Source organism: Antrihabitans stalactiti, assembly GCF_012932915.1.
Classification (GTDB): Bacteria; Actinomycetota; Actinomycetes; order Mycobacteriales; family Mycobacteriaceae; genus Antrihabitans; species Antrihabitans stalactiti.
Genome location: NZ_VCQU01000007.1, coordinates 184,074 through 200,250 on the forward strand (window position 1 = coordinate 184,074; position 16,177 = coordinate 200,250).

Consider the following 16,177-nt stretch of genomic DNA (forward strand, 5'->3'; position numbering starts at 1 on the left):
CTTCGGATCGTTCGAGTTTGGGTGAGTGCGTTGGCTGCGACCCACGTCACAACTCAACCACCGGGGTCCGACAAAAAGTGGTGGTCAACCTGACAGACTCGGCCCATGCCGCTGTATTCGTTCGAAGGAACATCGCCGACCATCGATCCGTCCGCATTCATCGCCCCGACCGCCACGCTCGTCGGCGATGTTCGCGTCGAAGCCGGCGCGTCGGTTTGGTACAATGCCGTGCTTCGTGGCGACTACGCGCCGGTCATTGTCAGGGCGGGCGCCAACATTCAGGACGGTTCGGTGTTGCACGCTCCCCCCGGCATGCCGTGCGAGATCGGAGCCGGTGCGACAGTGGCCCATCTCTGCGTCGTGCACGGCGCGACTATCGGCGCCGAGGCACTGATCGCAAACCACTCGACCGTGCTCGACGGCGCGTCCGTCGGCGCCAGAACGCTCGTTGCTGCCGGAGCGCTCGTCGTCGCGGGAGCACAGATTCCGGACGGCATGCTCGTCACCGGTAGCCCCGCGAAGGTGAAGGGGCCGATCGAGGGTACGAACGCGGAGTTCTGGATCAATATGAACCCGCCTGCCTATCGAGAACTTGCACAACGACACAGCAGCGGCGTCGAACCAGTACCGGAATAGGGCCCATAGCGCCCGCGTTGACCGTCACGGTGTTACCGGAAGGTAAGATCAGGCGTCCGAAATCAAGTCAAGAGTGAGGTTTGGCATGGCTGAGCGCGTTCAGGTCGGTGGACTACAGGTCGCAAAGGTCCTGTACGACTTCGTACAGAACGAGGCCATCCCTGGCACCGGTGTTGATGCCGACGCGTTTTGGGCCGGTGCAGAGCAAGTCATCAACGACCTAGCGCCGCGAAATCGTGAGCTGCTCGCCAAGCGCGACGAGATCCAAGGCAAGGTCGACGCCTGGCATTCCGAGCACCCCGGCACCGGCTATGACGCCGCCGCCTACAAGGCGTTCCTCACCGAAATCGGCTACCTGCTCCCCGAGCCCGCCGAGTTCGCCATCAGCACCACCGGCGTCGACGACGAGATCACGACGACAGCAGGTCCGCAGCTGGTGGTGCCGGTCCTGAACGCCCGCTTCGCCATCAACGCGGCCAACGCGCGTTGGGGATCGTTGTACGACGCGCTCTACGGCACCGACGCAATCCCCGAGACCGACGGTGCCGAAAAGGGCTCCAGCTACAACAAGGTCCGGGGCGACAAGGTGATCGCCTTCGCCCGCAACTTCCTCGACGAAGCGGCGCCGTTGATCTCGGGCTCGCATGTCGGTTCGACGAACTACACGATCTCCGACGGCAAGCTCCTTGTCACGTTGGCCGACGGCAGTATCACCGGCCTACGCGACGAGGCCACGTTCGTGGGCTACCTCGGCACGACGGCAAACCCCTCGTCGGTCCTGTTGAAGCACAACGGTTTGCACATCGACATCCAGTTCGACCCCGAGTCGCCGATCGGCCAGACCGACGCCGCACGTATCAAGGACGTCGTCCTGGAATCCGCTGTCACGACGATCATGGATTTCGAAGACTCCGTCGCCGCGGTCGATGCCGACGACAAGGTTGTCGGGTACCGCAACTGGCTCGGCCTCATGAAGGGCGATCTCGCCGAGGAAGTGTCCAAGGGCGGCAAGACCTTCACCCGCGTCATGAACCCGGACCGCGTCTATACCTCGCGCGACGGCGGAGAATTGACGCTGCACGGCCGTTCACTGCTTTTCGTCCGCAACGTCGGGCACCTGATGACCAGCGATGCGATCTTGGACAAGGACGGCAACGAGGTTCCCGAGGGCATCCTCGACGGCCTGTTCACCTCGCTGATCGGTATCCACAGCCTCAATGGCGATGCCGCACTGAGCAACAGCCGGACCGGCTCGCTCTACATCGTGAAGCCGAAGATGCACGGTCCCGAGGAAGTGGCGTTCACCAACGAGTTGTTCGGTCGCATCGAAGACGTGCTCGGCCTGCCTCGAAACACGCTCAAGGTCGGCATCATGGACGAAGAGCGCCGCACGACGGTCAACCTGTCGGCGTGCATCAAGGCCGCCGAAGCGCGTGTGGTCTTCATCAACACCGGTTTCCTCGACCGCACAGGCGACGAGATCCACACCTCCATGGAGGCCGGACCGGTCGTGCGCAAGGCCGACATGAAGAAGCAGCACTGGATCCTGTCCTACGAGGACTTCAACGTCGATACAGGGCTTGCCGACGGTCTCGAAGGCAAGGCGCAGATCGGCAAGGGGATGTGGGCGATGCCCGACCTCATGCACGACATGCTCGAGCAGAAAATCGCGCACCCGCGGGCCGGCGCCAACACTGCATGGGTGCCGTCGCCGACCGCCGCGACTTTGCATGCGACGCACTACCACAAGGTCAACGTGTTCGAGCGGCAGAAGGAGATCGCGAAGAGCAAGCGCGCGACCGTCGACGACATTCTGGTCATTCCGCTTGCGGCCGATACGAATTGGTCCGCCGAGGAGAAGCAGAACGAGTTGGACAACAACTCGCAGTCGATCCTCGGGTATGTGGTCCGCTGGATCGACCACGGCGTCGGTTGTTCGAAGGTGCCCGACATCAACGATGTCGGCCTGATGGAAGACCGTGCAACGCTGCGCATTTCGAGCCAGCTCGTCGCGAACTGGCTGCGCCACGGCGTTGTCACCGAAGCCGACGTGCGCGCGAGCCTCGAGCGGATGGCGCCCGTCGTCGACCGCCAGAATGCCGGCGACCCCACCTACAAGCCGCTTGCACCGGACTTCGACACCAACATCGCGTTCCAGGCTGCGGCGGAGCTCATTCTCGAGGGCACCAGACAGCCCAACGGGTACACGGAGCCGATCCTGCATCGCCGCCGTCGCGAGTACAAAGCCGCCAACACAGCAAACGCATAGCTCCCGGCGTGTCGTTGTGGCCGGGTAGCCTAGCTGGGTGACTTCGTTTCCCGATGTCGTCCTCGGGCTACCCGAGCACGCCGAACGGCTCGATCTACCGTTCGGCACCTTCTTCGTACGGCTGGCGGGTGAGCGGACGGGCGGTGCGATGTCGGCGGTCCAGACCATCCTCGAGCCGGGTGCGATAGGTGCGGCACCGCACGTCCATCACGGTCACGAGGAGTACTTCCTGATCACTGCGGGCGCGGTGTCTTTCGAACTGGCAGACCGCACGCAAACGGTCGGCGAAGGCGGTGCTGTCGCGGTGCCTCGCGGTCAGGCGCATGGTTTTCGGAACGAGGGCGACGTACCTGCGGAGCTGATCATGCTGTTCATGCCTGGTGGCTACGAGAACTACTTTCGCGACGTCGCCAGAGCCGCCGAGGATGGGCAGGCAGTCACGCCTGGTCTGCTGACTCAGCTACGCAGCCGCTACCAGACGACGCCGTGGCCATGACAGATCGTCAAGGGCACCATCGCAGCACGGAAGGCCACCGTGGCGTCAGTAAAGGCGTGATCTTCGCCGTCATCGCGTTGATCGTCGTCGTCGCACTCGTGGTCGGCTGGTTCAGCTTGCGCGACAGGGTAAGTGACGAATCCGATGCGGCCGCGCAGACCTGCGTCGACGGCGACGCACAGCTGAACGTCACCGCGGACCCTGAAATTGCGAGTCAGCTCGAAGCTATCGCGAACAAGTACAACGAGACCAAACCTGTTGTGCGGGACAGCTGTGCGCACGTGGCGATGATCGCCAAGCCGTCCGAGGCTGTTCGCGTGGCGCTGGCTGCGAAGGACTGGGACGTCGCTGCTCTCGGACCGAAGCCCGCGCTGTGGATTCCGTCGTCGTCGCAGACGCTGAATCGTGTCGCTGCGGGCGTCATCGACGGCGATCCGAAGTCGATCGCGTCGAGCTCGGTCGTGCTCGCGGTCCACAAGGCTTTGGCAGACGAACTGACAGGGCGGAAAGCCGGCTGGGGTGATTTGCCCGGACTGAAGGGGATTTCCGTACCGCTCGGCCCCGGGTCGGATTCGACATTGCTGGCATCGGAAGCGGTGGCTGCCGCAGTCGCGAACGCAGGGTTCGGTCCGCTGAGCGAGGAAGCCGCGCGGTCCGGGCCGGTGGTGGCTGCGTTGTCGCAACTTGTCACCAACTCGACGGGCAAGGCAACCGACACTGCGGCAGCGCTGAATGCCCTTGTGGGCGAAGCTGATTCGGTCCAAGCGGTCGCTGTCACCGAGCACCAGCTCAGCTCGGCGGGCGACAAGGTCGTCGCATACAAGCCGGTGGGTGCGACTATCGTCGCCGATTTTCCGGCTGCGACGCTGAACGGCGAGTGGGTCGACGAGACACAGAGTCGAATCGCTTCCATGTTCGTCGATTTTCTCCGGCAGCCCGAGCAGGCGAAAACGTTGTCCGACGCGGGCTTTCGGACCGGCGAGGTCGAGCGGTCACTACAACCAGCCGCCGGCCCGGTACTCGATCAGTTGGCGAACGTGTTGGCCCATCCGACTCTCGGAGCGAATACGACCGTGCTGCTCGACGTTTCGGCGTCGATGAGCAACCCACTCGTCGGTGTCGTCGACGCACTGCATCGTTATGTGAACGGCGCTGGGGATTCGTCCGGGTTCGGCCTGTGGACCTATAGCAAAGGCCTCGACGGTCCCAAGCCCTATCACGTCGATGTTCCGCTGGGTCCGTTGAATCGTAACGCAGCGAACTCAGCGTTGACGGCGGTGCGATCGACACCCGTCACGACCGACCAGGCGTACCCGACCTTGATCGATGCGTACCGCGCCGCCGTCGCCGGATTCGTTGCAGGCAGAACGAATTCCGTCCTGCTCATCACCGACGGACCCGACGACGATTCGACGGTGAACGGTCAGCAACTACTCGACGCGATCGCCGCTGCCACCGACCCGAGCAAGCCCGTTCGGGTCAATGTCGTCGCACTCGGCGCTGCGCCACCGCAGACCTTGCGATCCCTGGCCGACCGCACCGGCGGCAGCGTCACCACCGGTCCGGACGCAGGCGCCGGGATTGCCAAGGCCCTTACCCCATGAGCTAGCTGCTGAACGCCTCGATCGGCGGACACGAGCAGACGAGGTTGCGGTCGCCCTGCGCGCCGTCGATCCGACGAACGGCGGGCCACACCTTTGGGCGGCCGTGCTTGCCGCGCGGAAAGACCGCTGTTTCACGGGAATACGGGTGATTCCACTCGTCGACCAAGCACGCCGCAGTGTGCGGAGCGCCACGCAACGGGTTGTCGTCGACTGGCCACTCCCCTGCACCGACGCGGTCGATCTCGCCGCGGATCGCGATCATCGCCTCGCAGAACTCGTCGATCTCGTCGAGGGATTCACTTTCCGTGGGCTCGACCATCAACGTTCCGGCAACAGGGAAGCTCATCGTCGGTGCGTGGAAGCCGTAGTCCGCCAACCGCTTCGCCACATCGTCGACCGTGACGCCGGTCCGCTTCGTGATCTCACGCAGGTCGAGGATGCACTCGTGCGCAACCATTCCGGTCTCGCCGGTGTAGAGCACGGGATAGTGCTCGTCGAGGCGTCGTGCAATGTAGTTCGCCGACGCGATCGCGGTCAGCGTCGCGCGACGCAGTCCGTCGGCGCCCATCATCCGGATGTATGCCCAGGTGATCGGCAGGATCGACGCGCTACCGTACGGCGAGGCCGAAATCGTTCCGCCCTTGCCGAGTTCCGGCATCAGCGGGTGACCCGGCAGGAACTCTGCGAGGTGTGACCGGACCCCGATCGGGCCGACCCCCGGACCGCCACCACCGTGCGGGATGCAGAACGTCTTGTGCAGGTTCAGGTGGCTGACGTCGCCACCGAAACGACCTGGCCGGGCAAGGCCGACAAGGGCATTCAGGTTGGCGCCGTCGACGTATACCTGGCCACCGGCATCGTGCACAGCGGCGCACAACTCGCTGACTTCCTGCTCGTAAACACCGTGCGTCGACGGGTAGGTGATCATGATCGCGGCAAGGCGCTCGGCGTGGTCGGCGATCTTGGCGCGCAAGTCTTCCAGGTCAACGTCGCCGTTCGGCCGACACGCGACGACCTCGACCCGCATGCCGGCCATGACCGCCGATGCCGCATTCGTGCCGTGCGCGCTGGACGGGATCAGGCAGGTGTCGCGGTGGTCGTCGCCACGGCTGAGGTGGTACTGCCGAATCGCAAGCAGCCCAGCGTATTCGCCTTGCGAGCCTGCGTTCGGTTGCAGGCTGACAGCGTCGTATCCCGTGATAGCGGCGAGCCACGTCTCCAGGTCGTTGACGATGCGCAAGATTCCGGGGACGTCCTCGGTCGGCGCGAACGGATGCAGGCGCGAGAATTCCGGCCACGTGATGGCCTCCATCTCGGCCGTCGCGTTCAACTTCATCGTGCACGAACCCAGCGGAATCATGCTGCGGTCCAACGCAATATCTTTGTCGGACAGGGCGCGGAGGTAGCGCAGCATCGCGGTTTCGGTGCGATGGCGGGTGAACGCCGGGTGCGTCAGGTACTCCGACTTGCGCTGGTTGAGTATCGACGTCGTGTAACCCACCCACCCGTCACCGTCGGCACAGAAGGCACGAGCGACCGCACTGAGGTGGGCGGACGTCGTCGCCTCGTCGCACGACACACCGACGTGATCGGCGTCGATGAGGCGCAGGTTGATGTTGTCGGCCTTGGCTGCTGCCACAACCTCTTCGGCCCGACCCGGTACCCGGGCAGTGATCGTGTCGAAGAACTCGCCGTGCACGATCTCGATGCCACTGCGGCGCAACATCGCCGCGAGCGCAGACGCGCGCTCGTTGACCCGTCGAGCGATCGCGGCCAACCCGTCGGCACCGTGATAGCTCGCGTACATAGCTGCCAGGATCGCCAGCAACACCTGTGCGGTGCAGATGTTCGACGTCGCCTTCTCGCGGCGAATGTGCTGCTCCCGGGTCTGCAGCGCGAGCCGGTAGGCCAAGTCACCGTCGGCATCGACCGACACGCCCACGAGACGGCCAGGAAGCTGACGCGCGTTCTTGCTGCTGACCGCGAGGTATCCCGCATGCGGACCGCCGTAGCCCATCGGAACGCCGAAACGCTGCGTAGTTCCGAAACACACATCGGCGCCGATCTCGCCGGGCGGTGTGATGAGAGTCAGTGCGAGCAGGTCCGCGCCGATTGCGACCAGCGCCTTCTGCTCGTGCGCGGCGGCGATCATGTCCGACCAGTCGACGACGCGGCCCGACGCGCCCGGGAGCTGAGCAAGCACACCGAAGAACTCGCCGTCGGGCAAACCAGCGGTGAGATCGGCGGCGACGACCTCGATACCCAGCGGTTCCGCGCGGGTCTCGATGACGGCACGAGTCTGCGGGAACAGGTCGGCATCGATCACGAACCGCGGCGACTTGCTCTTGCTCGCGCGTCGCAGCAACGTCATCGCCTCGGCTGCGGCAGTCGCCTCGTCGAGCATCGACGCGTTGGCTACCTCCATGCCGGTGAGGTCGGCGACCATCGTCTGAAAATTGAGCAACGCTTCTAGCCGACCTTGGCTGATTTCCGGCTGGTACGGCGTGTAGGCCGTGTACCAGGCAGGATTCTCCAAGATTCCGCGAACCAGCACCGGCGGCGTCAGCGTGTCGTAGTAGCCGAGGCCGATCATCGAGGTCGCGACCGTGTTGGTCGCTGCCAACGCGCCGAGTTCCGCGAGCGTCTCGTGCTCGGTGGCGTGCGCAGGAAGGATGTCGAGACCCGACGCGTCGAGGATGCTGGCAGGCAGCGCCTTCTCGGCGATCTCATCGAGCGTTTGGACCCCGATCAGATCGAGGATCCTAACGAGGTCAGCAGCGTCGGGTCCGATATGGCGGTCCGCAAAAGAACGAGTCACGACAACTCCAGAGGGTCGACCCTCCCCCTCTGTCGTGTGCGCCTGAGAGATTCAGGGCGTGAGCCCCTTTCCCCGTGGGCGGGTGGATGGCCACCGCTTTCCAGAGACGTCGAAGCCCGCACGGTCCTCTATGCCTGAGAGATTGACGGGGAGGTGCTGCTCCTTCGGCGTCCGGACAGCCGAGGCTGGCCGAAACTCTCCCGTACGACGGCGACGCCCATCCATCATAGCGGCGGAGCTTGCGGAGCCGCCATTCAGCATAGCGGCGGAGCTTGCGGAGCCGCCATTCAGCACAGTTAACCGGTCTTGCGGCTGACCCGGTTCTTACGTCTGAATGCGAGCTCGTCCTCGGGGCGAGCTTCGCTCTCGCCGCCATCGGCGCGCTCGGCGGGGAAGTTCGCAATAGTGCCCGTGAGCTCACGCATCGCGCCACTCACGGCGATGCCGAACACGCCCTGACCACCCTGCAGTAAGTCGACAACCTCGTCGGCAGTCGTGCACTCGTACACGGTGGTGCCATCGGAGAAGAGCGTGATCTTGGCAAGGTCGTGGACACCGCGGTCGCGCAGATGATCCACCGCGATGCGGATGTTCTGCAGCGAGATCCCGGTATCGAGGAGCCGCTTCACGATCTTGAGAACAAGGATGTCCTTGAAGGAGTACAGCCGCTGGCTCCCAGAACCCGCGGCACCGCGGATCGACGGAACGACGAGCGACGTGCGCGCCCAGTAGTCGAGCTGGCGGTAAGTGATTCCGGCGATCTGGCAGGCGCTCGGCACTCGATATCCGACCAAATCATCGGGAAGCGAGTCGTCCGGAAACAGGCCGGGCTGGATCTCCTGCGGCTGATCTACCACGGACAACTCCCTCTTCGATCGTGGTCGCATACTGCGACTCTCAGGTCTGCGACCAGGTTCAGCGTACGCCCGAAACGCTATGGCGCCGACACCATTGGGTCAACGCGACTCGCCAATATCTCAACCTAAACTTGAGGGTGAGATTAAAGCGTTATACAGGACGGTCGGGCCGCGTGATCTGGACTGAGGAGCGAGGGAGCGCAGCGACTGAGTCGACGAGGGAAGATCGCGCGAAACTGCCCGGCCGGCAGGCGAGCGCAGCGAGCTAAGAAATGTCACAGTCCTATCCATCCGTGGCTTTGAAGTCGTCCGGAGATACCGATTCGAGGAACTCCTTGAACTTCTCGACCTCGTCCTCGCGCTCGTCCGGCATCACCAAACCAGCCTCTGCAAGCACAGGCTCCTCGGCAAAAATCGGCACCCCGACCCGAAGCGCGATCGCCACCGAATCCGACGGGCGAGCGGATACGCGGAGATCTTGATCGAAGACGAGGTCTGCGTAGAACGTGCCCTCTTGCAGATCGACGATGCGGACCTCTTTCAACGTCCGCCCCAAGGCCGTGATCAAGTTCTTGATGAGATCGTGCGTCAACGGCCGCACCGGCTCTACTCCCTGTTGTTCCAGGACGATTGCGGTCGCTTCCGTCTGGCCGATCCAGATGGGCAGGTAGCGATCACCATCGGTCTCGCGCAGCAACAACACAGGTTGATTCTGTGGCTGCTCCACACGGATACCGATCACACGCATTTCGCTCATCGCGACCGCCTCCCAGCTCGAAGCCCTACAAATAGTCTATGCGAGTTCATGATTAGCCGTGACGTACAGCCGCGGTTGGGCCGCACGATCTGGACTGAGGAGTTGCTGGGAGCGCAGCGACCCCGCACGACGAGGGAAAGATCGGGCGTTCAAAGCCCAACCGCCAGTGTTACTGGCCTAACGCGGACCGGACCGCTGCCTTCACCAGACATGTGTGCAGTGTGAGGGATAGCGCGGCCAACTCGCGAACCATTTCTTCCGCGCGATCGCGAGCACCTGCGTCGCGACCCTTGGCGACCGGCCCGGCGATCTGGGCGATAAGGCCGGCCTCACGATCGGCGGCAAGTTTGAACGCCCGGAGATGACGGGCTTCGAGGCCGAATTCCGACATCGCCTTCGCCGTGACGGCGAGGGCGACTGCGTCGTCGTCGAAGAAGCCCGCGGGCCCCGGCGTGATCAGCCCTGCGCGAAGCAACTCGGCGAGAAAATTGTCGTCGATGCCTGCGCGCGTGATCAGGTCGTCCCGGCTGACCCGAACTTCACGATCGGTCCGGAATTCTTCGGGCGACACTTCGCCAGGCGCGACCACCAACGTGCGTGGTCGCGACGGCGACCGCTGTGCACCGAGCGTTGCTACGCCGCTGTCGATCGCTTCGAGCTGCTCTTTGATGACCTTCAGCGGCAAATACTGATCGCGTTGGGCGGTGAGGACGAACCGCAACCGCTCGCAATCAGCAATAGTGAATCTGCGATACCCCGACGGTGTGCGCTCGGGGCTGATCAGACCCTCGGATTCGAGAAACCGAATCTTCGAAATCGTGATGTCGGGAAAGTCAGGGCGCAGGCGGTCGAGGACGGAGCCGATCGACATCCCTCCTCGTGCCCGCTCCCCGACCGCGGTCATCAGTTACCCGATTCACCCTGCGAGCGCGGCCCCATGAGGAACACGAGCCGGAACTTGCCGATCTGAACCTCGTCACCGCTCGCGAGAACGGCAGAATCCACCGGCTCACGATTTACATACGTGCCGTTGAGGCTGCCGACATCGACAACCTGAAACTCGTCATCTTCCTGGCGGAACTCCGCGTGGCGACGGCTCACAGTGACGTCGTCGAGAAAGATGTCACTGTCTGGATGTCGCCCGGCCGACGTGGTCGGCTGGTCGAGCAGGAACCGCGAACCGGCATTGGGACCACGCTTGACAACGAGTAGGGCCGAACCGACCGGCAGGCCCTCGACCCCCGAAACCGGCGCTTCACCCGTTTGGACGGCCGAAGTGTCGACTTCGTTCAGGAAATCAGCACGGAAGACCGACGTGGTCTCCGCCGCGCTCTCTCCATAAGCCGAGTCATTGTCGTTCTCGCTCACCGTTTCTCCTCCTCAGTGGGCTTTTTGCCCCGACTGTTCAGTCCCGACTGGCACACACAGACGTTTCCCATGACCGTACCTTGCCGAGGGTAGTGCGTGTAGGCAGACTGGCGACGACACCGGGGGCTATTCAGCCCTCGATGACTGCCAGGTAACCTTCGACGTCAAGCGTATCGCGCAGCGCTGCATCCAAAGTCTTCTCGTCGGCAACTTCCAGGTCGACCAACCAGCCGTCGCCGTACGGATCCGAATTGACGACTTCTGGCTCCGCATCCAAATTCTCGTTCACCGCAACAACTTTCGCGGTCAATGGCGCGAAGATGTCCGACACGCTCTTTGTCGACTCGATTTCGCCGAACGAATCGCCACCGACAACTTCGTCGTCGATATCGGGCAGTTTGACGTACACAACGTCACCAAGCTGTGACTGGGCGTAATCGGTAATGCCGATTCGCGCGGTCGTCGGACCGACTTTTCTGATCCATTCGTGTTCTTCGGTGTAACGCAGATCGGCGGGAATATCGAAGTCAGTCACCGCTTAGGGTCCTTTCGGGCTAGTTACCGGGAAGAGAGTATTGGCGCGCTTTCGGATCTCGCAAGGCTGCGACCGACACGCTCGGGGATTGCTCGACATTGAGTTTTCCGCCGTTGCGCGACACCGTATCTGCCACACCCCCGGGAATGTTGACAGCAGCAGCGAGTGTCGGCGAATCCCCTATGACGACGAGTGTGTACGGCGCTGTCATTTCGATGCCGTCGACGACGATCTTGCCCGCGCTGCCACCCACCCACGTTTCGAGTCCGACCCGGACCGGGCCGCCAGACGCTCCCTGGACCTGCATCGCTTCCGCGCCCGCGCCACGCAACTCCTGCAGGGCAGACAGCAGCACGTCCGAACCGACGCGGCCCAGAGGGTCGTCGATCCGCAGAACGACGCCTGGACCCACCGCGGCCACGGTTCCCACCTGGATCGACAGCGCCTGGAGCCGGGAGCGCGCCTCGTCGAGCGCCGCGCTCGACCCACTGCGTTCCAGTGACGCGAGCGTGTTCTCCAAGGTTGTGATCTCTTCGCGCAGCGAGGCTTCGCGCCGGTTCAGGTTGTCGAGCACGACCAGCAGATCCGCAGGCCGCGCCGAATCGAGCGTGTCTCCCGATCCGGTCCCCCGCACCTGCGCGGCAATCGCAAAGCCCAGCGCCATGACAAGAACGATCGCGAAGGCTGGGAACAGCACCCTGCGCTTCGCCTCCGACACAGCCCTCACGCTCCGAACAGTCGTCGACGCAGCGCAGCCGCGTTGCCGAAGATGCGAATACCGAGCACGACGATGACTGCCGTCGACAGTTGCGTTCCCACGCCGAGTTGATCGCCGAGCCACACGATGAGTGCTGCAACCGACACGTTGAACACGAACGAGATAACGAACACTTTCGAATCGAACAGTCCGTCCAGATACGCACGCAGGCCGCCGAAGACCGTATCGAGCGCTGCCACGACTGCGATCGGCAAATAGGGAGCCGCGGCATCAGGCACCTGTGGGCTGACGACCACACCGATGGCAATGCCCGCGACCAGCGCGAGCAGGCCCAGGACCGCATAACGCGCCTTCATCGGCCTCCCTCCTGTGCAACGCGTAGTTCATGCACGGGCGCTGCGGGCACGGACAGGTCTTCCGACACGTCGTAATCGAATCCGACGCCGTAGAGCTGCGACAACCCCGACATCCGGACAAATGCCTCGCTGACGACGAAGCCGGTGTGAAGCTGCTGGGGTGGCCCGATAGCCACGATCTTGTAGGGCGAGAACACCGGTCCGTTGTCGACGAGGACCGCGCCGCCCGCGTGGCGGATCGTCACCGACGGCCCGATCCGCACCCCGCCGACCGACACCGCTTCTGCTCCGCTCGCCCACAGCGCGTTGACGACGGCCTGAATGTCGAGGTCCAGCACGATGGACCTGCCTTTTGTCGTCCCGTCGCGCAAGGTCACTGCGAGACCTGGACCGTGCACCGCCTGCACACCTGCGGCAGCTTCGAGCGTGTCGATCTTGGTCAGCAACGCCGCCCCGTCTGCATTGCCTGCCAGTGCGCTCTCTCGTGCCGAATCGGTCTGTGCGGCGAGACTGTTGCGTTTGTCCGACAGCTCCACGCTGGCGTCCTGAGCTTCGTGAATACGGGTGACGATCTCCCGACTTTCCGCGGCACCACCAGGAACGTCGGCGTTGTTCGTCAACGCGATGCCGAAAATCAGTCCGAGCACCACGGCTCCGATCGTCAGCCACAGGACTGCTGTGCGCGGCTGACCCGCCTTGTTCTTCTCGGCAGCAATCGCATATCCGGGGTCGAGATGGTCGGTCAGCAACGACCGCAGCAGCGAGTTCACGTCACCGGTACTGCCCGCGCGACGGCTGCTGCCTTCCAGATGTACAAGATGCCGGTCCATACGTACACGACTGTCCCCCAGATCAGGAACGCGTACCCGAACGCACTTGCAGCCGCCGCTCCGGGCCAATCCGCTTGTCCCACAAGGACCCACGGGAACGCGGACATCAGCGCGAACGTCGCCGCCTTACCCAGATAGATCACGTCCGGCGGCGGCAGGTTGCGTCGCCGGTACACCGGCAAGGTGAACGCGAGGACGACGTCGCGCCCGATCAGCAATACAGCCACCCACCACGGCAGCAAGCCACGAATCACGAATCCGACGATGGTCGCGACCGTGTAGAGGCGATCGACGAGCGGATCGAGCAGCGCCCCCAGCTTCGACGACTGGTCCAGTAGACGGGCGAGCTTGCCGTCGAGCCAGTCGGTGACACCACTGAGGACGAGGATCGCGAACGCCCACCAATCGGCCTCCAGCACCAGCAGCACGTACAGAAAGATCGGCACTCCGATGAGCCGAATGATGCTGAGTACATTCGGCACCGTCAGAATGCGATCGGTCCGCAGCGGCTCCCCAGTTTCCATGCCTTGTCCTACCCCATTCATCGGTCTACCGCCACGCGAACACCGGCTGCTCGAGCTGATCGATTCTGGTGTGCCGCCGGTGCAACACGACCTCACGGAACTGATAGACGATCGCGCCGGTCGGTGCGTGTATCAGGTGAGCGCGAAAAGGCCATTGAATGACGGGTTTATCCGATTCGGGAATCGAGATGAAACGCGGTTCGGCGTCGACCTCGACCATCGTGGGCCGCAGCACGAACGCGACCTCCGCGGGATTCGGCTCGGTCGTGCGCAGTCGTTCGCCGATCCACAACACGATCGGTGTGATCACGTACCCGGACCTGGTGACGTAATCGTCGAGCCTGCCGACAACATCGGTCGGATTGGCCTCGACTCCCAATTCTTCGCCGAGTTCTCGAATCGCGGCCTCGACCACGGTTTCGCCTGCATCGACCGCACCGCCGGGTAGTGCGAACTGACCGGGGTGCGCGCGCATCTTGGCCGGGCGAACTGTGAGCAAGCAGGCTGTCGCGCCGTCGACGTCGGTGCCGAGGGCAATCGCGACCGCCGCCCTTCGTGAACCCGTCTCGCCGGCGTGGCGGACCTCGAACTCCGCCAGGGCAGCACCGACCGCCTCGCGGGACAGGTCCGAAATGCTCATCGCGTCGACCCTAAGCCACTGCCGATCGTTCGCATGTGAGGAGGCACACTGTTGACTAACATTCGCGATCGAGGAGGCGCCGAAGATGGGCAACGACGACGTGCACAAGGTCGACCTGCGGGCGTTCGTACGAGCGGGCGACGTGTTCGATCGCGGTCGGGCGCTGCGCGATGTCGTTCCCTCCTCGGCGCACGACCACGACGCAACCAATCCGAACCGTCCGGGCGTGCTCGACTTCATCGAGTCGAGCAACGAAGGTCGATTGCCGGACCTCGTTCCGCTGCGGATGGGCCGAATGATCGTGTCGCCGTTCGCATTCTTCCGCGGTTCGGCGGGCCTGCAAGCCGCAGACCTCGCCGGTTCGCCTGCCAACGGCCTCAATGCGCAACTGTGCGGCGACGCCCATGCCGCGAACTTCGGGCTCTACGGTTCGCCGCACGGCGAAATCATCATGGACATCAACGATTTCGACGAGACGATCCCCGGCCCATGGGAGTGGGATCTCAAGCGCCTCGCTGCAAGCCTGGTACTCGCAGGCCGTGAGGGCGGCGTCGACGCCGAGGGATGCGTCGACGCGGCCGAAGACGCCGTGAAGTCCTATCGCCGTACCATTCGCGATCTCGCAGAGGCGCCTTTTCTGACGTCGTGGACCGCGTTGCCGGACTCGTCGGTCATCGAAAAGGCAAAGGCGGACGCGCTGATCGACGATTTCGCCGAGGCCGCGGACAAAGCTCGCGGGAACACCAGCGCAAAGGTCGTCGCGAAGTGGACCGAACACCTCGACGACCACGCGACCGGCATTCGCAGGCACCGGTTCATCGAGGATCCGCCGATCCTGACCCACATCGACGACGCTGAACGGGAGGCCGTCATCGACGGTCTGGAGGCTTACGTCGAATCGTTGCGTGAGTCGCGCCGCAATCTGATTGCGCGTTTCGCCGTGCAGGACGTCGCGTTCCGGATCGTCGGCACCGGCAGCGTCGGCCTGCGCAGCTACGTTGCTCTGCTGCACGGCAATCACGACGAAGTCCTTGTGCTGCAACTGAAGCAAGCAAATCCGTCGGCGCTCGCGCCGTTCCTGCCCGCGCAGGAGCCGCGACATGAAGGTCAGCGCATCGTCTTCGGTGCAAGACTCGTACAAGCGAGCACCGACATCCTGCTCGGCTGGACGACCATCGACGGTGTGCCCTACATGGTGCGGCAATTCCGAAACATGAAGGGCGACATCGATCCGACGTTGCTGAAAGGCAATCACCTCGACGATTACGGCCGGCTCGCGGGAGCTCTGCTGGCTCGTGCACACACCCGTTCACTCGATCCCCGGCTGCTTGCGGGCTATTTCGACGGGGACAAGGAGTTGCACAAGGCGATCGGTCGGTACGCGGTGCGCTATGCCGATCAGACTCAACTCGACTACACCGAACTTCTTGCCGCCGTCGAGTCAGGCACGATCCAGGCACAACTCGCCTGAGCGACGGCGGGCGTCAAAGCACGACCGCGCAGCGAGCGGAGCGAGCCAATGTCACGCCGCTATTCGGCGTTGCAGATCCGCCATTCGGCGCGTTGCTCGAATTCGTCGGCGGTCAGCGTTCCTGCGACCAGTGCGGCAAGGTCCGCGATTTCGCCGCGGTTGGGGTCGCTGGCAAATCCGTCCTCGGCTAGCGCTTGCGATAAGACCCAACGCTGGTGGTCGGTCAGCGGTCGCCAGAGTTCAGGCCAGCGCTGCGCATACCGGCAGGGCCTCCACACCATCTGCAACCTCCAAGGCA

General features: G+C 63.7%; 17 protein-coding genes and 1 riboswitch. Of the genes, 5 read left to right on the forward strand and 12 right to left on the reverse strand.

From position 1 onward, the window contains the following. Positions 1 to 105: 105 nt before the first annotated feature. The 4 genes from FGL95_RS20390 (at position 106) to FGL95_RS20405 (ending at position 5,005) form a co-directional block, all read left to right on the forward strand. A complete protein-coding gene (locus FGL95_RS20390) occupies positions 106 to 636 on the forward strand; it encodes a gamma carbonic anhydrase family protein (protein WP_169590198.1) in 531 nt (176 codons plus the stop codon). Positions 637 to 721: 85 nt separating this feature from the next. Next, entirely contained in the window at positions 722 to 2,905 is a 2,184-nt protein-coding gene (locus tag FGL95_RS20395; protein ID WP_169590200.1) for a malate synthase G, read from the forward strand. Between the two features lie 37 nt (positions 2,906 to 2,942). After that, the gene (locus FGL95_RS20400) at positions 2,943 to 3,401 is read left to right on the forward strand and encodes a cupin domain-containing protein (RefSeq protein WP_169590201.1); all 459 of its coding nucleotides are present in this window, start codon (positions 2,943 to 2,945) and stop codon (positions 3,399 to 3,401) included. Continuing rightward, the gene (locus tag FGL95_RS20405; protein ID WP_169590203.1) at positions 3,398 to 5,005 is read left to right on the forward strand and encodes a substrate-binding domain-containing protein; all 1,608 of its coding nucleotides are present in this window, start codon (positions 3,398 to 3,400) and stop codon (positions 5,003 to 5,005) included. Before FGL95_RS20400 ends, FGL95_RS20405 begins: the two co-directional genes overlap by 4 nt. 1 nt (position 5,006) lies before the next feature. Here FGL95_RS20405 and gcvP read toward each other — a convergent pair whose 3' ends face one another. The 11 genes from gcvP to FGL95_RS20460 all read right to left on the reverse strand — a co-directional run bounded on the left by gcvP (position 5,007) and on the right by FGL95_RS20460 (position 14,408). Further along, positions 5,007 to 7,823, reverse strand: a complete 2,817-nt coding sequence (gene gcvP, locus FGL95_RS20410) for an aminomethyl-transferring glycine dehydrogenase (RefSeq protein ID WP_169590204.1) — start codon at positions 7,821 to 7,823, stop codon at positions 5,007 to 5,009. A gap of 111 nt (positions 7,824 to 7,934) precedes the next feature. Next, a riboswitch (glycine riboswitch) is annotated at positions 7,935 to 8,036 on the reverse strand. Positions 8,037 to 8,119: 83 nt separating this feature from the next. After that, a complete protein-coding gene (locus tag FGL95_RS20415; protein WP_169590206.1) occupies positions 8,120 to 8,710 on the reverse strand; it encodes a MerR family transcriptional regulator in 591 nt (196 codons plus the stop codon). A 253-nt stretch (positions 8,711 to 8,963) separates the two neighbouring features. Beyond that, on the reverse strand, positions 8,964 to 9,437 hold the full coding sequence (locus FGL95_RS20420; protein WP_169590208.1) for a bifunctional nuclease family protein: 474 nt from the start codon (positions 9,435 to 9,437) through the stop codon (positions 8,964 to 8,966). Positions 9,438 to 9,606: 169 nt separating this feature from the next. Beyond that, on the reverse strand, positions 9,607 to 10,341 hold the full coding sequence (ftsR, locus tag FGL95_RS20425; protein ID WP_169590210.1) for a transcriptional regulator FtsR: 735 nt from the start codon (positions 10,339 to 10,341) through the stop codon (positions 9,607 to 9,609). Further along, positions 10,341 to 10,805: a glycogen accumulation regulator GarA gene (gene garA, locus FGL95_RS20430; protein ID WP_169590211.1), complete on the reverse strand. Its 465-nt coding sequence runs from the start codon at positions 10,803 to 10,805 to the stop codon at positions 10,341 to 10,343. Before garA ends, ftsR begins: the two co-directional genes overlap by 1 nt. Positions 10,806 to 10,935: 130 nt before the next feature. Continuing rightward, the gene (gcvH, locus tag FGL95_RS20435) at positions 10,936 to 11,340 is read right to left on the reverse strand and encodes a glycine cleavage system protein GcvH (RefSeq protein WP_169590213.1); all 405 of its coding nucleotides are present in this window, start codon (positions 11,338 to 11,340) and stop codon (positions 10,936 to 10,938) included. 19 nt (positions 11,341 to 11,359) lie between these two features. Further along, positions 11,360 to 12,058: a DUF881 domain-containing protein gene (locus tag FGL95_RS20440; protein WP_420838071.1), complete on the reverse strand. Its 699-nt coding sequence runs from the start codon at positions 12,056 to 12,058 to the stop codon at positions 11,360 to 11,362. A gap of 5 nt (positions 12,059 to 12,063) precedes the next feature. Then, a complete protein-coding gene (locus tag FGL95_RS20445) occupies positions 12,064 to 12,414 on the reverse strand; it encodes a small basic family protein (RefSeq protein ID WP_169590214.1) in 351 nt (116 codons plus the stop codon). Beyond that, entirely contained in the window at positions 12,411 to 13,244 is an 834-nt protein-coding gene (locus FGL95_RS20450) for a DUF881 domain-containing protein (RefSeq protein ID WP_169590216.1), read from the reverse strand. The genes FGL95_RS20445 and FGL95_RS20450 overlap by 4 nt, the downstream gene beginning before the upstream one ends. Further along, positions 13,181 to 13,768: a CDP-alcohol phosphatidyltransferase family protein gene (locus FGL95_RS20455; protein ID WP_169590218.1), complete on the reverse strand. Its 588-nt coding sequence runs from the start codon at positions 13,766 to 13,768 to the stop codon at positions 13,181 to 13,183. The genes FGL95_RS20450 and FGL95_RS20455 overlap by 64 nt, the downstream gene beginning before the upstream one ends. 25 nt (positions 13,769 to 13,793) lie before the next feature. Beyond that, positions 13,794 to 14,408: an NUDIX hydrolase gene (locus FGL95_RS20460; protein WP_169590220.1), complete on the reverse strand. Its 615-nt coding sequence runs from the start codon at positions 14,406 to 14,408 to the stop codon at positions 13,794 to 13,796. Between the two features lie 85 nt (positions 14,409 to 14,493). Here FGL95_RS20460 and FGL95_RS20465 point away from each other — a divergent pair, with 85 nt between their 5' ends. Next, the gene (locus FGL95_RS20465; protein WP_169590222.1) at positions 14,494 to 15,879 is read left to right on the forward strand and encodes a DUF2252 domain-containing protein; all 1,386 of its coding nucleotides are present in this window, start codon (positions 14,494 to 14,496) and stop codon (positions 15,877 to 15,879) included. Between the two features lie 59 nt (positions 15,880 to 15,938). Here the strand turns inward: FGL95_RS20465 and FGL95_RS20470 are convergent, their stop codons facing one another. Next, the gene (locus FGL95_RS20470) at positions 15,939 to 16,160 is read right to left on the reverse strand and encodes a hypothetical protein (RefSeq protein WP_169590224.1); all 222 of its coding nucleotides are present in this window, start codon (positions 16,158 to 16,160) and stop codon (positions 15,939 to 15,941) included. Between the last annotated feature and the right edge of the window lie 17 nt (positions 16,161 to 16,177).

Excerpts from the sequence above, each read along its gene's own strand:
- FGL95_RS20455 (WP_169590218.1), bottom strand. The coding sequence starts at position 13,768 with ATGGAAACTGGGGAGCCGCTGCGGACCGATCGCATTCTGACGGTGCCG.
- ftsR (WP_169590210.1), bottom strand. The coding sequence starts at position 10,341 with ATGACCGCGGTCGGGGAGCGGGCACGAGGAGGGATGTCGATCGGCTCC.
- FGL95_RS20390 (WP_169590198.1), top strand. The coding sequence starts at position 106 with ATGCCGCTGTATTCGTTCGAAGGAACATCGCCGACCATCGATCCGTCC.
- FGL95_RS20465 (WP_169590222.1), top strand. The coding sequence starts at position 14,494 with ATGGGCAACGACGACGTGCACAAGGTCGACCTGCGGGCGTTCGTACGA.
- FGL95_RS20470 (WP_169590224.1), bottom strand. The coding sequence starts at position 16,160 with ATGGTGTGGAGGCCCTGCCGGTATGCGCAGCGCTGGCCTGAACTCTGG.
- FGL95_RS20460 (WP_169590220.1), bottom strand. The coding sequence starts at position 14,408 with ATGAGCATTTCGGACCTGTCCCGCGAGGCGGTCGGTGCTGCCCTGGCG.
- FGL95_RS20445 (WP_169590214.1), bottom strand. The coding sequence starts at position 12,414 with ATGAAGGCGCGTTATGCGGTCCTGGGCCTGCTCGCGCTGGTCGCGGGC.
- FGL95_RS20450 (WP_169590216.1), bottom strand. The coding sequence starts at position 13,244 with ATGGACCGGCATCTTGTACATCTGGAAGGCAGCAGCCGTCGCGCGGGC.
- FGL95_RS20415 (WP_169590206.1), bottom strand. The coding sequence starts at position 8,710 with ATGCGACCACGATCGAAGAGGGAGTTGTCCGTGGTAGATCAGCCGCAG.
- FGL95_RS20395 (WP_169590200.1), top strand. The coding sequence starts at position 722 with ATGGCTGAGCGCGTTCAGGTCGGTGGACTACAGGTCGCAAAGGTCCTG.
- FGL95_RS20405 (WP_169590203.1), top strand. The coding sequence starts at position 3,398 with ATGACAGATCGTCAAGGGCACCATCGCAGCACGGAAGGCCACCGTGGC.
- FGL95_RS20420 (WP_169590208.1), bottom strand. The coding sequence starts at position 9,437 with ATGAGCGAAATGCGTGTGATCGGTATCCGTGTGGAGCAGCCACAGAAT.